At 68.8% G+C, this 15,196-nt stretch carries 14 protein-coding genes and 1 tRNA gene; 2 read left to right on the plus strand and 13 right to left on the minus strand.

Annotated elements, in window-relative coordinates; all coding sequences use genetic code 11:
• Nucleotides 1–11: 11 nt before the first annotated feature.
• Entirely contained in the window at nt 12–617 is a 606-nt protein-coding gene (locus ACIHAD_RS47890) for a serine hydrolase domain-containing protein (RefSeq protein WP_397361559.1), read from the minus strand.
• Nucleotides 618–755: 138 nt separating this feature from the next.
• Nucleotides 756–1,604 (minus strand): helix-turn-helix transcriptional regulator, encoded by an 849-nt coding sequence (locus ACIHAD_RS47895; protein WP_397361560.1) that lies wholly within the window; start codon nt 1,602–1,604, stop codon nt 756–758.
• 104 nt (nt 1,605–1,708) lie between these two features.
• Between ACIHAD_RS47895 and ACIHAD_RS47900 the strand changes: the two genes are divergently transcribed.
• Nucleotides 1,709–2,482, plus strand: a complete 774-nt coding sequence (locus tag ACIHAD_RS47900) for an alpha/beta fold hydrolase (protein ID WP_397361561.1) — start codon at nt 1,709–1,711, stop codon at nt 2,480–2,482.
• An 89-nt stretch (nt 2,483–2,571) separates the two neighbouring features.
• On the opposite strand, the gene ACIHAD_RS47905 is transcribed toward ACIHAD_RS47900, so the two are convergent.
• From ACIHAD_RS47905 to ACIHAD_RS47920, 4 genes are all read right to left on the minus strand, one after another.
• A complete protein-coding gene (locus ACIHAD_RS47905) occupies nt 2,572–3,081 on the minus strand; it encodes an RICIN domain-containing protein (protein WP_397361562.1) in 510 nt (169 codons plus the stop codon).
• A 588-nt stretch (nt 3,082–3,669) separates the two neighbouring features.
• Nucleotides 3,670–3,837: a hypothetical protein gene (locus ACIHAD_RS47910; RefSeq protein ID WP_397361564.1), complete on the minus strand. Its 168-nt coding sequence runs from the start codon at nt 3,835–3,837 to the stop codon at nt 3,670–3,672.
• Between the two features lie 853 nt (nt 3,838–4,690).
• Nucleotides 4,691–6,226, minus strand: a complete 1,536-nt coding sequence (locus tag ACIHAD_RS47915) for a hypothetical protein (protein ID WP_397361565.1) — start codon at nt 6,224–6,226, stop codon at nt 4,691–4,693.
• Between the two features lie 395 nt (nt 6,227–6,621).
• Nucleotides 6,622–6,993 carry a hypothetical protein gene (locus tag ACIHAD_RS47920; RefSeq protein WP_397361566.1) on the minus strand — a complete coding sequence of 124 codons (372 nt, stop codon included), beginning with the start codon at nt 6,991–6,993 and terminating at the stop codon, nt 6,622–6,624.
• Between the two features lie 50 nt (nt 6,994–7,043).
• Here ACIHAD_RS47920 and xerC point away from each other — a divergent pair, with 50 nt between their 5' ends.
• The gene (xerC, locus tag ACIHAD_RS47925; protein WP_397361567.1) at nt 7,044–7,406 is read left to right on the plus strand and encodes a tyrosine recombinase XerC; all 363 of its coding nucleotides are present in this window, start codon (nt 7,044–7,046) and stop codon (nt 7,404–7,406) included.
• Between the two features lie 78 nt (nt 7,407–7,484).
• On the opposite strand, the gene ACIHAD_RS47930 is transcribed toward xerC, so the two are convergent.
• From ACIHAD_RS47930 to tmk, 7 genes are all read right to left on the minus strand, one after another.
• Nucleotides 7,485–7,558 (minus strand) — tRNA-Thr (locus ACIHAD_RS47930).
• A gap of 56 nt (nt 7,559–7,614) precedes the next feature.
• Nucleotides 7,615–9,042 (minus strand): alpha/beta hydrolase, encoded by a 1,428-nt coding sequence (locus tag ACIHAD_RS47935; protein ID WP_397361568.1) that lies wholly within the window; start codon nt 9,040–9,042, stop codon nt 7,615–7,617.
• Between the two features lie 79 nt (nt 9,043–9,121).
• A complete protein-coding gene (locus ACIHAD_RS47940; protein WP_397361581.1) occupies nt 9,122–9,952 on the minus strand; it encodes a stage 0 sporulation family protein in 831 nt (276 codons plus the stop codon).
• Between the two features lie 120 nt (nt 9,953–10,072).
• Entirely contained in the window at nt 10,073–11,113 is a 1,041-nt protein-coding gene (locus tag ACIHAD_RS47945; protein ID WP_397361569.1) for a permease-like cell division protein FtsX, read from the minus strand.
• Nucleotides 11,110–11,637, minus strand: coding sequence for a SigE family RNA polymerase sigma factor (locus ACIHAD_RS47950; RefSeq protein ID WP_397361570.1), 528 nt, complete (start codon nt 11,635–11,637; stop codon nt 11,110–11,112). Before ACIHAD_RS47950 ends, ACIHAD_RS47945 begins: the two co-directional genes overlap by 4 nt.
• Nucleotides 11,638–11,866: 229 nt before the next feature.
• Complete coding sequence (locus ACIHAD_RS47955) at nt 11,867–13,045, minus strand: DNA polymerase III subunit delta' (protein ID WP_397361571.1); 1,179 nt, start codon at nt 13,043–13,045, stop codon at nt 11,867–11,869.
• A gap of 9 nt (nt 13,046–13,054) precedes the next feature.
• Nucleotides 13,055–15,091, minus strand: coding sequence for a dTMP kinase (tmk, locus tag ACIHAD_RS47960; protein WP_397361572.1), 2,037 nt, complete (start codon nt 15,089–15,091; stop codon nt 13,055–13,057).
• Between the last annotated feature and the right edge of the window lie 105 nt (nt 15,092–15,196).

Raw genomic sequence — 15,196 nt, forward strand, 5'->3', positions numbered from 1 at the left:
AGACTCACGATTCAGGCCGTGAGCTGGGGCTTTATCTTGTGTTTGACCAGGTCAGACCTGGCATGGTATGGCGGATATAGGTAGTTGGTGTTGGAGTAGCTCCAGTCGGCTCCCGGCTCGAAGCGGGCGGGCTTGGACAGCGCGAGCCGTACCAGTTCCTCCGGCTGGTAGGTCCTGAAGCGGTTCTCCACCCACTCCTTGCCCGACCAGGCGATTCCCGGCACGACGGTCCCGTCCTCGTAGTACTCGCCGGTGAAGTTGAACACGCCGCTGGTGTGCTGCAACAGCATCCGTACGGTGATCCGCCGGTCGAGCCCGAACTCGGGCAGGTGGTCGGCCACGAGGTCGTCCAGCCCGATCGTGCCGTCGGCCACCAGGTGCAGGGCCAGGGCCGCGGTGAAGGTCTTGGTGACGCTGCCGACCCGGAAGCGGCCGTTCGTCGGCGGCTCGGCGAGGCCACCCAGCTCGCACGCCCCCGCGCTGCCGACCCACTGGCCCCGCTCGTCGTTCACGCGCAACTGCACCCCGACGAAACCGGAATCCACGATCTCCTGGATGATCTTCTGCAGCTCCGGGCGCTCGGCCTGGCTGGTCGCGGAAACGCTGTCGTTCGTCATGATTCATACGCCTTTCAGAGCTGTCGGGCCGCAATCCCCGAACCGGTGATGAACCAACCATCCCGGACCGCCCTGACGCCGGACCACCACCGCACTGACATGCCCTCTGACATGCCCGCTGACGTCGCGCCGCGGCGGCTACCGATGGCTCCGGTGCACGGTCTCCGGCCCCACCACCCGCAGCAGCTCCAACGCCTCGAACGTCTTCGACCCCGGCGGCGGCGTGAAGACCAGCAGCCGCTGGTCCTCGGCCGGGGCCAGCAGCACCTCGTAGTCGAACTCCATCGCGCCGATGGCCGGGTGCAGGATCCGCATGCGACTGCTGCGGCGTACCGCGACCTCGTGACGTTCCCACACGGAGACGAACTCCGGGCTGGCGCGGCGCAACCGCTCGACCAGCGCCCGGGCCGGCTCGTCGTTGCCGCGGCGGACCACCGCCGCGCGCAGGTCGGCCACGTGCAGACGGGAGCGCTCGGCGTGCTCCTCCTCCGGATAGGCCTCGCGCCTGAACGGGTCGGTGAACCAGCGCCACACGATGTTGCGGTCGGGCTCCTCGACCGTGCAGCTGCACCCGAACAGGGACTCGGCCATGGCGTTCTGCGCCAGCACGTCACCGAGGTCGCTCAGGAGCTGCGCCGGGGTCCCGACCAGGCGGTCGAGCAGGTAGAGCAGGCTCGGCCTGACGTGCTCGCCGGCCCGCGGCCCGGCCGGGGGCCGGTGCCCGGCCAGCAGGTAGAGGTGGTCGCGTTCGTCGCTCGTCAGCCGCAGCGCCCGCGCCAGCGCGCCCAGCAACTGGGTGGACGGCTGCGGACTGCGCGCCTGCTCCAACCGCATCAGATAGTCGGCCGACATGCCCGCGAGCAGAGCCACCTCCTCCCGCCGCAGCCCAGGAGTACGGCGGCGCGGCCCCGACGGCAGTCCCACCTCGCCGGGCAGCAGCCGCTCCCGCGAGCGGCGTAGGAAATCGGCAAGCTCCTCACGATCCATGAACCCCATCCTGCAATATCGCGAAATATCGCAGTCTAGGACTCCTTGTCCTAGGGAATCCGGTCCGCTCCTCATCCGGCACGCCGGCTGGCACGGTGACGTCCATGACCCACCACCTGACCGTCTCCGGGACCCGCGTCGCCTACCGAACCGTCGGCGGCGGCCCCGGCCTGGTGCTCCTGCACGGCACCGGCCCTGGATCGGTGACCTGGGACGGCGTCGCCGGCCACTTCACCGACCGCAACACCGTGATCCTCCCCGACATCGGCGGCAGCGACCTCGCCGAGGACGACGGCGCCCCCCTGACCGTCGAGGACCTGACCCGGCAGCTCGCGGCCGTCATCGAGGACTCCGGCAAGGCGCCCGTGGACCTGCTCGGCTTCTCCCTGGGCGCGGTGGTCGCGCTGTCCCTCGCCGCCACCCGTCCGGAACTGGTCCGCCGCCTGATCCCGCTCTCGGGCTGGGCCCACACCGAGGACGCCTACCTCCGCACCGCCCTCCAGATCTGGCTGAGCCTGGCCGACACCCCGGACGCCTTCGCCCGCTTCTCCATGCTGACCGCCTTCAGCCGCCGCTACCTCAACTCCCTCAGCCCCGAGGACCTGGAGAGCCGGGCGACGTACTTCCAGCCGCACCCCAACCGCCTGCGCCAGATCGACCTCGGCCGCCGCGTGGACCTGCGCCACCTTCTCCCCCGCATCCAGGCCCCCACGCTGGTGGTGGGCGCCGCCCACGACGGCCTGATCCCGGTGGAGAACTCCCGCGAACTCCACACCGCCATCCCCGGCAGCTCCTACCTCGAACTCGACACCGGCCACGTCTCCAGCGCCGAACGCCTCGACGACTTCGTCAAGCTCGTCCGCGACTTCACCGCCTGACCCCGGCTCCACCGCGGGTCGCCCCGGCAAAAAGACAGCGGGGGCCGGTCCGCACGCGCAGACCCGGCCCCCGCCGCCGACCGGCTCACTCAGGCCAGCGTGTCCTTGATCTTGATCTGGCCCCCGTCGATCACGAACCTCTGATTGTCGTTGTTGGCCTGGCACTCCCACTGGTAGATCCGGACCCCGTTACCGCGGTCGTTGGTGACGTCCACACACATCGGCCGCGACGTCCCCAGCGTGTCCTTGATCTTGATCTGGCCCCCGTCGATCACGAACCTCTGATTGTCGTTGTTGCTCTGGCACTCCCACTGGTAGATCCGGACCCCGTTACCGCGGTGGTTGGTGGCGTCCACACACATCGGCCGCGACGTCCCCAGCGTGTCCTTGATCTTGATCTGACCTCCGTCGATCACGAACCTCTGATTGTCGTTGTTGGCCTGACACTCCCACTGGTAGATCCGGACCCCGTTGCCACGGTCGTTGGTGACGTCGATGCATATGGGGTTTCGAGCGGAGGCCGCGGCGGGCAGAGCGAGACCCGCACTGACGGTGGTGACGAGGACGGCTCCGGACAGAAGGCGGCGAACAAGCAGCATGGTGGTCCCTCCGAGGGTGCGTTGATCGGGGCTAGAGCACCATGTCGCAACTCACCGTGTTCGATCAATCACCTTCCGTTTACAGTCCCCTACCCCCTCACCCACAGGCGGGTCGGCCCACCACCGGCCCCAACCCCCGCCGCACCGGCTCCCCACTGCTCTTTCGCCCGGCCCCGAAGGCGCGCACAGTCCGCCCATTCGGCTGCTCGGGTCGCGACAGGCGGCTGCCATTCTTCCGACAGTCCGGGCCTTTCCACGGAAAGTCGATCCATTTGTCGTCCGCCATTTCTCCCCGTGTCCGTTCGGCAGGCACACCGTGCCGCCCGACAATGCGAAAGGCCCTCCCGAATCACATCCGGAAGGGCCCTCCAAACCGGGAGCCGCCTTGGGAACCGACCTGCCGTCAACCGCCCCACAGAATCCATGGACCTTCGTGATCGAACTCCCTCGTCGTCACCCGACCGGGTCGACAGCACCTACGAGCGCCAGGGACGAAGCCGCGGCTCAGCGAGGCTTTGCCGCCCCGAAACCCCCATGCCGCACACCTGCCTGCTGGGCGGCAGGCGTATGGCCAGGTGGCGGCGCGACTCATCCCTTCAGATCGGCGTCGGAGGCGAACGGAGTTCCCCGTTCCATGCCGCGCTCCTGGTGAATGTTCAGCCCCTCCTGGCGAAAACTGATCCATCCGTCGTCAGCACTTCTTCCTGGCACCCATCCGGTGTTCACGCCGCCGAGATCGGCCCTGCCGGCCTTCACGGCCCCCTGCCCGCTGAAGAGCAGGGCGATCCAGCAACGTTTTTCAGCGCCTTGGCAGGCCTTCAGCGACGCGCGAGAAGCTGCGTACGAAGAAATGCCGTAACACCGAGGGCACACATTCGGCACACGAAATCAGCGGATCCGGCCGGCAGGAAGCCGATCCCAGGAGTCACAGCCCCGCTGGTAGCCGTAGTGGCCGCTTCTCATTGGCCTGCGGTGGCACACAAGCCATCGGTGCCGTAGTCGTACGGGTGTCCCACCACGAGCGGCCGAACCTGATCCGGGCTCCCGTGACGTCTCAAGGCGTCGAACAGAAAGGCCCCTGGCCCAGGAGCGCCACAGCCAAATCAAGAGCGTAGACACGCAAAGCCCCGCGACCACGCCACCCGGTCGGGTCGGCAAGACCTTCGAGCGCCAGGCACAAAGATGCAGATCAGCGCGGCCTTATCCATGCCTCGCTCGCCCTGTCAGCGCGCCCAGCGTCTCGGAGGAGCGCGCCCACGGGGCTGGCCCGCAAGCCTTCACGCGCGAGCTCGCCTGGCGGGCTGTCATTCCTGGACTGCCCGCCAGGGCCGAACCCGCTGCAACACCGGGAGCTACCCCAGGGATTACAGCCTGCCTTCCGCGCCCAGCGCGCTCAAGAATGGCGCGCGAAGCACCACCGACTGGTCGGAGCATGGTTCGCTTGTCTGGGATGGCAGCTTGAGAGCGGCTGTTGAGGTCGCCGCCGTCTCATAGAGACGACAGGGACACTGACTGCCGAAGTCGCGCACCCATCACGAACTGTGATTCACGATTACTCACCGCTACGACGCGTCCGGTCGCCGACCCTAGCGGCGGGCCTGCACCTTGGTCATACGGGCCGCTCATTGACCGTTGCGCAAGTCACGTTCGCGCTCTCGCGCTTGCCGTTCTGGTTCTTGAGCACCCATATGCCGTTTTCGTTGAAGCGGATCCACGCCTCGCCATCATTAAGTCCCCGTATCCAGCCGGCGGACACACCACCGAATATCCGCACGCCCTTGTCTTGTTCCAGGAACTCGATATACCCCTTGCCTTCGCCTGATCCGCGAACCTGCTTGGTGGTTATGCCGTTCACGTCGGCCTGGTCGGCGGACACGGTTCCCCAGGACTGCCCGGCCCCCTTACGCACGTTCAGCCCCTCCTTGGGGAAGCTGATCCATCCGTCGTCGGCGCTTCTCCCCTGCACCCATTCGGTGTTGACGCCGTTGAGGTCGGCCTTGTCGGCGTGCACAGTTCCCCACGCCCCGCTTCCCTGGCGGACGTTCAATCCGTCCTTGGGGAAGGTGATCTTCCCGTCGTCGGCGCTTCTTCCCTGCACCCATTCGGTGTTGACGCCGTTGAGGTCGGCCTTGTCGGCGTGCACAGTTCCCCACGCCCCGCTTCCCTGGCGGACGTCGAGCCCGTCCTTGGGGAAAGTGATCTTCCCGTCGTCGGTGCTTCTCCCCTGCACCCACCCGGTGTTCACACCGTTGAGATCGGCCCTGTCGGCAGTCACAGTCCCCCGCCCGCCAGAGTTGTCCGAGATCTCCACCCCTGTACCGGTGAAGGTGACGCGCCCCTTCTTTCCGTCCACCGCCCCCTGGACCCAGGGCGTGTCAATCCCGGTGGTGGCGGTGAGCGTTTCCAGGACGGGGAAGCGCACTTGGACGGTGGTGGTGAGGAAGTGCTGCTTCTGGGTGACGGGGTCGGTGGCGACGAGCGTGTACGTGGTGGCCCGCTTCGGCGCGTCGGGCGGGGTCCAGGTACGGCTGTCCGAGGAGATGTCCTTCTGCCCGCCGGGGAACAGGATCCTGTAGTCGAATTCGGGGGACCCCTCCCAGCTCAACGTGAGGTTCTCGCCGACGCCCACCATGCCCTTGTCCGGGTGGAAGTCACGCGGCGCCGGAATCTCCTTCGGAGCGGTCTTGACCAGCGCCACCGACGTGTAGCGGGTGTGCTCCCCGTCATCGTCCTCGGTCTTCTCTCTCACCGTCAGCACGGCCGGCCCGGCGGTGGCGGCGATGGTGACGTTCTCCATCGTCAGCACCAGGTAGTCGCCGGGTCTGAAAGAAGCTACGCCCCCGCTCTTGGGGGTGACTTCAAAGACGTTGGTGTCTCGCTGCGGGTCGACCTTCACCTCCTGGGTTAGCGCCTGGGCCCCCCACCGGTTGTCGGTGTACTTGCCCTTCATCTCCGGGAGGTTCGGGGTGAGGTCGCCAACGCCGTCGCCGACGGGCACCCTCACCTCGATCCTGGACCAATCCGTCCTCCTTGCGGTGTTGGTGATGACCAGGTACACCGTCCCTGTGGATGTGGACCTCCGTCCGGCCGCCGACGCCTCCACGGACGCCGGGTCGGTGAAGACGGTGTAGGTCAATGCAGTCATGATCACGACTCCCTTTTCGGAGGACGGCGCAGGCCGATGAACCGCCCGCCCCGAGAGCACCGGGGGCAGGACGGGCGGCGACGCTGGGACACATTCGAACCCCCCGCTTGGAGATACGCCCCAGAAGATCGCCCTTCAAATCCAAACGTGCGCATTGGAGCGCGACAATAGAACCCGCGGCGGCCATAGCAGGGCGATTCAGCAATACCTTCAGCGTCTTGACAGGCATCCTGTCCACGCGCCACTGGCGCGCCGCAAATGCCTGCCGAGCCGTGCGCCTGCGCGAGTGTCCCGGTTGCCGTCAGGATGGACGGCGTAAAGCCTCTCTTACGAAGTACGGACCGCCCTCGATGCTCAGGCCATACGGCCGCGGCACTCGCCGAGCTGGCCGCCCTTCAGGCCAACCAGTTACACATACGATCAGCGATCACGAACGCGCCGCCGGGGAACGCCACCCAGGCCCCCGAGCGCGGTGAAACAACCTCCGCATGAGCACTCTCGCTGAACGACTCCGCGCCGGAGCAGGCCACTACCGAAGCACGATCGCCGCCGTCGAACTCCTCATCGCCGACACCCAGAGCGCGTGGCTCGACAGAGAGGAATTCACCGACGTCTTCGTGTACGAGCACGAGGACAAAGACAAGGCAGTCATCGACTGGCGCAAGGTCCGCGAGTGGTTCGACAGCGGCCATTTCGGAGACACCTCGACGGCCAAGAACTGTGGGTCTCTTTATCAACTCACCCGCGTCCACGGCAAGCTCCTCCACGGGACACCACCAGGACCACCGACTCGGACGCCTCGCTTCCACTCCCAGCCTTGTGCGTCACCGCACTCAAGCACCGACGCCGGGTCCAGGAGGAGGCTCGCAAGGAAGCCGACGGCAAGTGGAAGGACTCCGGCCTCGTCTTCACCACCCGGTACGGCACCGCTGTCGAACCGCGCAACTTCAACCGCTCGTTCGAGCTACATGGCAAGGCCGCCGGTGTCCCACGCATCCGAGTCCACGACACCCGCCACACCTGCGCCTCGATGCTCGCCGCTCCCGGCGTTCACCCTCGGGTGGCAATGCGCATCCTGCGGCATTCACAGATCTCGGTCACGATGAACGTCTACACGCAGATCACCAGCCCAGAAACCCGCAAGGCACTCGATCAGCTCAACGAGAGCCCAGATCGTTAGAGGCGGTTGCTGTACGGCGCTGCTGTACGCCCACGCAAAAGGCCCTCTCGGACGAACCGGGAGGGCCTTTGAACTGGGAGCCGCCTTGGGGATTCGAACCCCAGACCCCTTCATTACGAGTGAAGTGCTCTGGCCGACTGAGCTAAGGCGGCGTGCCGTACGGCTTGAGAGAGTCTACAGGAGATCGGGGGGTTCTTGCTCCTCCCGATCACCGGATGCCCGGACAGATCACGCCATCTCTCGGCGGCTCCCTCTCCACGAGATACCGATCAACGGCGTCGTCCACGCACGGCGAGCCGCTCCCGTACGCGGTGTGCCCGTCGCCGTCGTAGCTGAGCAGCACGCCGGACCGCAGTTCCCCCGCCAACGCCCGAGCCCACCCGTACGGCGTCGCCGGGTCGCGTCTCGTGCCGACGACCAGGATCGGCGGAGCCCCCTCGGCGGTCAGGGGACGCTGCGAAAAGGTCGGCCGGGCCGGCCAGAAGGCACACGGCAGCGACGACCACACGATGTACGGCCCGAACCGGGGCGCCTTCCTGGACGCCTCCGCCGCGTCCTTCGCGAAAGCCGCAGCCGTCGTCGGATACGGGCCATCGACGCAGTTGACCGCCAGATTGGCCTCCAACTGGTTGGAGTAGGTGCCGTCGTCCTGCCTGCCCGCGAGCTGGTCGGCGTTCCGCAGCAGGAGGGAGCCGTCGCCTTTCAGCGCCCGGCGTAGCGCCTCGGTGAGCTCCGGCCAGGAGGCGCGGTCGTAGAGCGGCGTCAGCGCTCCCAGGGTGGCCAGCGCCTCGGTGACCCGCCGCCCACCCCCTCCCAAGGGCCGGGCGTCCGCCCGGCGGAGCAGGGCCCCGACCTCGTCCATCGCTCCTTCGACATCCTGGCCGGCGAGCGGACAGTCCCGACCTCCCAGGCAGTCCTCCACGTACGCGCGCAGCGCCTCCTCGAACCCCACCGCCTGCTCCGCGTTCACCCGCACCCGAGAGTCGGCAGGATCGAGGGCGCCGTCCAGCACGAGCGCACGCACCTTGCCGGGGAACAGATCGGCATAAACAGCCCCGAGAAAGGTCCCGTACGACTTTCCGAGATAGGTCAGCTTCTGGTCGCCCAGCGCTTGGCGCAGCAGGTCCAGGTCGCGGGCCACGTCCACGGTCCCCAGGTGGGGCAGGAGCCGACCGGCGCGCTGCCGGCAGCCGGCCGCGAACCGCCGCGCCGCCGCCTCCAGTTCCGCCTGCTCCCCGACGGTGTCGGGCGTGGTGTCCATGGCGACGAACGCGTCGAGCCCTTCACCGTCGAGGCAGTCGACCGGCGCCGACCTCCCGACCCCGCGCGGATCGAACCCCACGATGTCGAACCGCTCCCGCACCTTCTCGCTCAACACCAGCCGAGCGGCCCTGGCGTATTCGACCCCGGACGCCCCAGGCCCACCCGGGTTCACCACCAGGGAGCCGATCCGATCGCCGGCCGCGGGCAACCGGACGACCGCCAGCTCAAGCTGCTCACCGTCGGGCTCCCCGTGATCGAGCGGCACCGGCAACTTCCCGCACTCGAACCCGTCACCGCAGTCGGACCAGCCGAGCCCCCGCACCGCCCGCTCCTCCCGGCGGCCACACCCGCCGACGAGCAGCGTCACCGTCATCCCAACCGCGACGCCGCCACGCCCCCACCGCAGAACGCCTCGCCCCCACGGTAGAACGCCCAGCACGCCCCCCGATGCCCTAAACCGGCTCCCCTCCCCCGTCCCCGTACGTCGAGTCGTACGCCTGACGCGGCCCGCACACACTCGCCTTCGAGCAGGCACACCGCCGCCCGCCGTCGTTGAGCCGCACCACGACCGAATCGGACGGCACGTTGTGACCCACCACCGTGCCGGCCCCCTGCGGCGTCTCCACGCTCGCCCCGACGCGCGGCGCCGAGGCACGGAACTCCTGGTAGAGAGGGTGCTCGTACTTCAGGCAGCACATGAGCCGCCCGCAGGCCCCCGCGATGCGCAACGGGTTGACCGGGAGATCCTGGTCTTTCGCCATGCGCACGGACACCGGCTCGAAGTCCTTCAGGAACGTGGCGCAGCACAGGTCACGCCCGCAGGGACCGATGCCGCCCTGCAGTCGCGCCTCGTCCCGGGGGCCGATCTGCCGGAGCTCGACCCTGGCCCGCAGGTTACGGGCCAGGTCGCGGACCAGGGCCCGGAAGTCGACCCGATGAGGGGCCGAGAAGTAGACGGTGTAGATGTTGTCCTGGTCGAGATAGTCGATGCCGACGACCTTCATCGGCAGCGTGTGTCGTTTGATCAGCTTCTTGGACACGCTGCGGGCCTCGGCCCTGCGGCGTTTGTTGGACTCGTCGCGCGAGAGGTGTTCCTCTTCCGCCGGCCCCCCGCACACGGGCAGACCGTCGATGTCCTCGCTCGTGTACTGCGGCGCCCACACGCACTCCGCCACCTCGGGGCCCGAGTCGGTCGGCACCAGCACCTTGTCGCCGACCTTGGGGGTGTGCCCGCCCGGATCGAGGTAGTAGAGCCTCCCGTAGCGCGTGAAGCTCACGGCCATGATCATTCCCATGGGCTCGAGCTCGCCTCCCTGACGGCCTCGGGGGTTGTTACGGCCTTCCGTTGCCACACTACGTGGGTCCACCCGGCGAACGTGAGGGGCGCCGAGCCCGATCTTGAATCAGCCGCCCTCCCGGCACCAATCGTCCTTCGGCAGGCTGACCCGGTAGCGGGCCAGGGCCAGGCTCTCGACCATGCAACGCCGCACGACGACGGATGCGACACCCCGCTGATGTCTCAGGGTCTTGACCAGCCCGCTCCAGTCGTCGAGCTCCGACCTCATGCGCAACCGGTACGACTCCGGCATGTCCTCAACCCTGGTGGCGGCGACCAGCGCCTTGTTGCTGTCGTAGACGCGCTTGAAGTTCTCGTACGCCGACTTCTGGTCCTCGAAGAAGAAGGACTCCACCTGCTTGGACGCCCCCAGCAGCGCGACGACCTTGTCCTTCTGTCTCGTCGTGATCCCTTTCCCCTCCTTCATGACCTGTTCGCCGTCCGGTGCGCGTTCGGCACCGCATGTGGGCAGCGCCGAGCCGTCGTTGCAGAGGAAGACACTGACCTGAGCCCCGGACGGAGGGGAAACAGCGGTGGGCACCAGGTCGATGTCCTCGATCCCGGGGAGCCGGGCGAGCGCCTGCTTCACCTTCACCGGATCCGTGCCGGGCTCAAGCCCCAGCCGGAACAGGGCACGCAGGTCGTCTGCCGTCACCGCGTCGAGCACTTGCTGATTGTGCGCGAAATCCTGTCGGAAACCGGCGAGGACCGCGGCTCGGTCGAAGTACGTGACCGAGACGACGCCGGGGACCTCCTTCGCCGCCGCCTCGATCGACTTCGCCTGCTCAAGCGTGACGTCCTGCCCCTGACAGGACGGCGCCTTCCCACTGGCCGACCTCGAACAGAGGTAGATCGTCAGCTCCGACGTATCGGCCTGCCCACCGGCCGGATCGGCCAGCGTCGCCACGTGCTCGTCTCCCCGAACCCCCAGCCAGACGGCGGTCGTCGCGCCCGCGAGCACCACCGCCACGGCCGCGCTCACCAGCCGCAGGTCCACCCGGCTCCGGCGCCGCTCGGGCGCCCGCAGCGGCTTGAGCGCGCCGGTGTCGACCGTCGCGCCCGCCTCGACGAGCGCCTCACGCAGTCGGTCTTCCAACGGGCTGTTCATGATTCCTCCCCAAGCGCCCGGCCGAGGGCGGCGAGCCCTCGCGCGATCGTGGACCTGGCCGTGCTGGCGTTGATGCCCATGGTCACGGCGACCTCCTGGTCGGACAGGTCGAAGTAGTAGCGCAGGGTCAGCGCCTCGCGCTGCCTGCTCGGCAGCTCCCGCAGGGCGAGCAGCACCTCGCGCCGCTCCTCGCCCAGCAGCGCGGCGCTCTCGGCCGACCAGACCGGCGGCTCGTAGGGCACCGGGCGGCGGAACACCGTCGCCCGTCTGCGCAGGACGGACCGGCACCCGTTGAGGACGGCGGAACGCACATAGGCCAGCGCCTTGTCGGCATCCCGCAGGCGGGCCCGGCCGGCGTGCGTGCGTGCGAACGCCTCCTGCACGACGTCTTCGGCGGTGGCCTGATCGCCGACCATGATCAGGGCGAGCCGCACGAGGCCCACATGATGCTCGGCGAAGATCGACGCCACGTCGACCCGCTGCCGCGCCAGGGCCTGTTGTTGGGAGAGCAGTTCGACTTCCACGCTACAGAGACGCCTCGCGGGCTCCCCTGCTGCTCCGGTCACCCAGATATCTTTCCGCTCCCCCGACTTGCAAGAGGGCGGAAGCGGCACACCGCCCACACGAAGAGTCTTCTGGGAGGTCAACCCCCCGCAAATCGCCAGGAGCCGCCCGGCTCACCGGCACACGCCACGTCCAGGGGCATGACCGAGGAAGTCGACACCACCGCCGCCCGCAGAGGCCGCGACCGGCTCAGGCCGCCCCGCGCAGCGACAACATCATCGCTTCCACCGCCATCTGCGGGTTGACGTTGGCGCCCAGCCGTTCCCGGCACCGCATGATCGCGTCGATCCGCCGCAGCGTCTCCTCCGGCGTGGACGACTTGGCGAGCTGGTCGAGGTCGAACCGGATGTCGTCGTTGGCCAGCTCCACCCCCGCCCCGAACTGCATGGCCAGCACGTCCCGGTAGAACGACACCAGCTCCAGCAGCGCGGCGTCGAGGGAGTCCCGCTTGATGCGGGTGGCCCGCGACTTCTGCCGGTCCTCCAGTTCCTTGAGGGCTCCGGCCCCGCCGCGCACCAGCCCCCGGTTGAGCCCCTTGCCCGTGGACCCCTCGCCGTAGAGTTTGCGCAGCTCGGCCGTCTCGTTCTCGTTGAGCGCGGCCGTGGCCACCGCGGCCTCTTCCTCGGCCGTCTTGACCAGGCGTTCGGCGGCGGACACGCACTCGCCCACCCCGGTCAGCGAACGCGGGATGCCCAGCACGGCCTCCCGCCGGTGACGGGCGCCCTCGTCGAGGGCCAGCGACCGGGCCCTGCTGATGTGTCCCTGCGCGGCCCTGGCGGCGAACGCGGCGGTCTCCCACGGCACACTGTCGCGCGTGGCCAGCACGTGCGCGACGGCCTCGGTGGACGGCGTGGTCAGTGTGACCAGGCGGCAGCGAGACCTGATGGTGATCATGAGGTCGTCGGGGGCCGGCGCGCACAGCAGCCAGACCGTGCGCGGCGGCGGCTCCTCGATGGCCTTCAGCAGGGCGTTGGCCGCCGACTCCGTGGCGCGGTCGGCGTCCTCGAACAGGATGACCCGCCAGCGGCCCTGGGTGGGCGCGCCCGCGGCCCGCAGGATGAGCTCGCGGGTCTGCTTGACGCTGTAGGACAGGCCCTCAGGACGTACGGACTCCAGGTCGGGGTGGGAGCCGATCAGCACCTGGTGGCACTGGTCACAGTGGCCGCAACCGCCGTCGGGGCACAGCAGCGCGGCGGCGAAGGCGCGCGCGGCCTCCTCCCGGCCCGAGCCCGGCGGTCCGGTGAACAGCCAGGCGTGCGTCATGCCGGCGCCGCGACCGCCCCTGACGGCCTCGCCGGCCGCCGCAGCGGCCCGCGACAGCACGGAGATCGCCTGGTCCTGCCCGACGAGGTCATCGAAAACCGTCACGGGGTAAGGCTAGTCGCGGATGGCGGGCATCGTGCCCGTGGCGTCTTCGGATTCCCGGGGCACCGGGTCGGGGAGGATCTCGCGGATGCGGTCCTGGATCTGGCGGGTCAGCACCTCGGGCGCCATCGTGCCGTCGACCACGAGGTAGCGGCCGGGATCGGCGGCGGCCAGCGCGCGGAACTCCTTGCGCACCCGCTGGTGGAACTCCAGCGGCTCGGACTCGATCCGGTCGGCCGCCCCGCCCAGCCGGGTCAGCCCCACCTCGGGCGGCGTGTCGATGAGCACGGTCAGATGCGGCACGAGCCCGCCCGTCGCCCACGCGTTGATCTTGGACACGTCTTCGGGATCGAGCGCCCGGCCCGCGCCCTGGTAGGCCAGCGACGAGTCGACGTAGCGGTCGCTGATCACCAGCGAGCCCCGGTAGAGCGCCGGACGGATCACCTTCTCGACGTGCTCGGCCCGGTCGGCCGCGTAGAGCAGGGCCTCCGAACGGGCCGACAGGCCGCGCTCGGCCGCGTCGAGCAGGATGGCCCGCAGCCGCATGCCGATCTTGGTCGAGCCGGGCTCCCGCGTCTGGACCACGTCGTAGCCCTGGTCGCGCAGCCAGATGGCGATCAGCCGCGACTGGGTCGTCTTGCCCGAGCCCTCGCCGCCCTCGAACGCCATGAACAACCCCGGCACGTGCTCGGCCGGCTCGGCGGGGTAACGTTCGCCGCGCACCGCCGCGATCAGGTCGGCCGAGAGCGAGAGGCCCTTCCTGTCGTCCATGTGGCGCAGCGCCAGGATCCCGACGACCACCGCGAGCACGCCGCCGATGACCAGCACCAGGTTGGTGCCGTCGAACCGGTAGGCGATCGCGCCCAGGCCGAACTGGTGGGCGCCGAACAGCGCCGCCAGCGGGTTGGCCACCGCCACCACGAGCAGCAGGGTCACCCGCGCCGTGGACTGCAGGAACGAGAACGTGCGCCCGCGCAGCGCGTCTTCGACCTCCAGCCCGATCAGGGTGTAGCCGATGATCCACGCGATGCCGGCGCACGCCCCGAGCAGCACGGTCAGCATGACCACGATCGGCAGGTTGTGGATCAGCGCGATGGCCACGAGCACCAACCCGGCCACGGTGATGGCCAGGCCGAACAGCCGCCGCCGCGACAGCCCGCGCAGCAGCCTGAGGCCGACGAACATGCCCAGCGCCATGCCGACGAAGACCGCGCCGAACACGACGCCGTAGGCCGCGTCGCCGCCGCCGAGGGCCACCACGTAGATCTTGGCCACGCCGACCACGGCCCCACCCGCGGCGAAGGCGCCGAGCATGCCGATGATCAGGCCGCGCACGAGCCGGTTGCCACCCACGAACCGCCAGCCCTCGACGATCTGCTTGAGCACCGAGGGCGTCGAGATCGCGCCGTCACGCTTGGGGATGCCGCGCAGCGTGAAGATCAGGAAGGCCGACACAAGGTAGGCCAGGGAGTTGACGATCAGCGCCGGGGCGGTCGGGTCCATGCCGTTCAGCAGCGGCAGGACGCTGCGGCCCATGTCGCCGACCAGGGACAGCGCGGCGAACAGCAGGGCGGCGATCGGCGCGCTGCCGTACGTGACCAGCAGGTTGAGCCGGTTGGCGGATTCGAGCTGGTCCTTGGGCACCAGGTTGGGCACCGTGGCGTCCTTGGCCGGGACCCAGAACAGGTTGACGCACTCGACCAGGACGGTCGCGACGATCACCCACTGGTAGGTGCCGATGACGGGGATCGACAACACGACCGCGAACCTGGCCAGGTCCGCCGTGAACATGGTCAGCCGCCGGTCGAACCGGTCGGCGAACACCCCGGCCAGCGGCCCGAGCAGCACCGCGGGCAACATCTTGGCGATGAACACGCCGCCCACGGCCAGCGACTGCATGCGGTAGTCGCCCTGGTTGAGGTTTCCGGCGAGGGCGGTCAGGGCCAGGAGGTTGAGCCAGTCGCCAAGACTGCACACCGACATGGCCGTCCAGAGCCGGCGGAACGGCGCATGGGCCAGCACATGTGCGGCGCGCCTAGGGGCAGTCATGATTTCAGCGTATCCAGGTGTCGGCCGGACAAGGGAAGGCAGGAGACAACGCGGAATTACCCGCTTGTCCGTGGCTGAGGGTATTACGTTGGCGGGTCGGCGCGC

The organism is Nonomuraea sp. NPDC052265 (genome assembly GCF_044547985.1).
Classification (GTDB): domain Bacteria; phylum Actinomycetota; class Actinomycetes; order Streptosporangiales; family Streptosporangiaceae; genus Nonomuraea.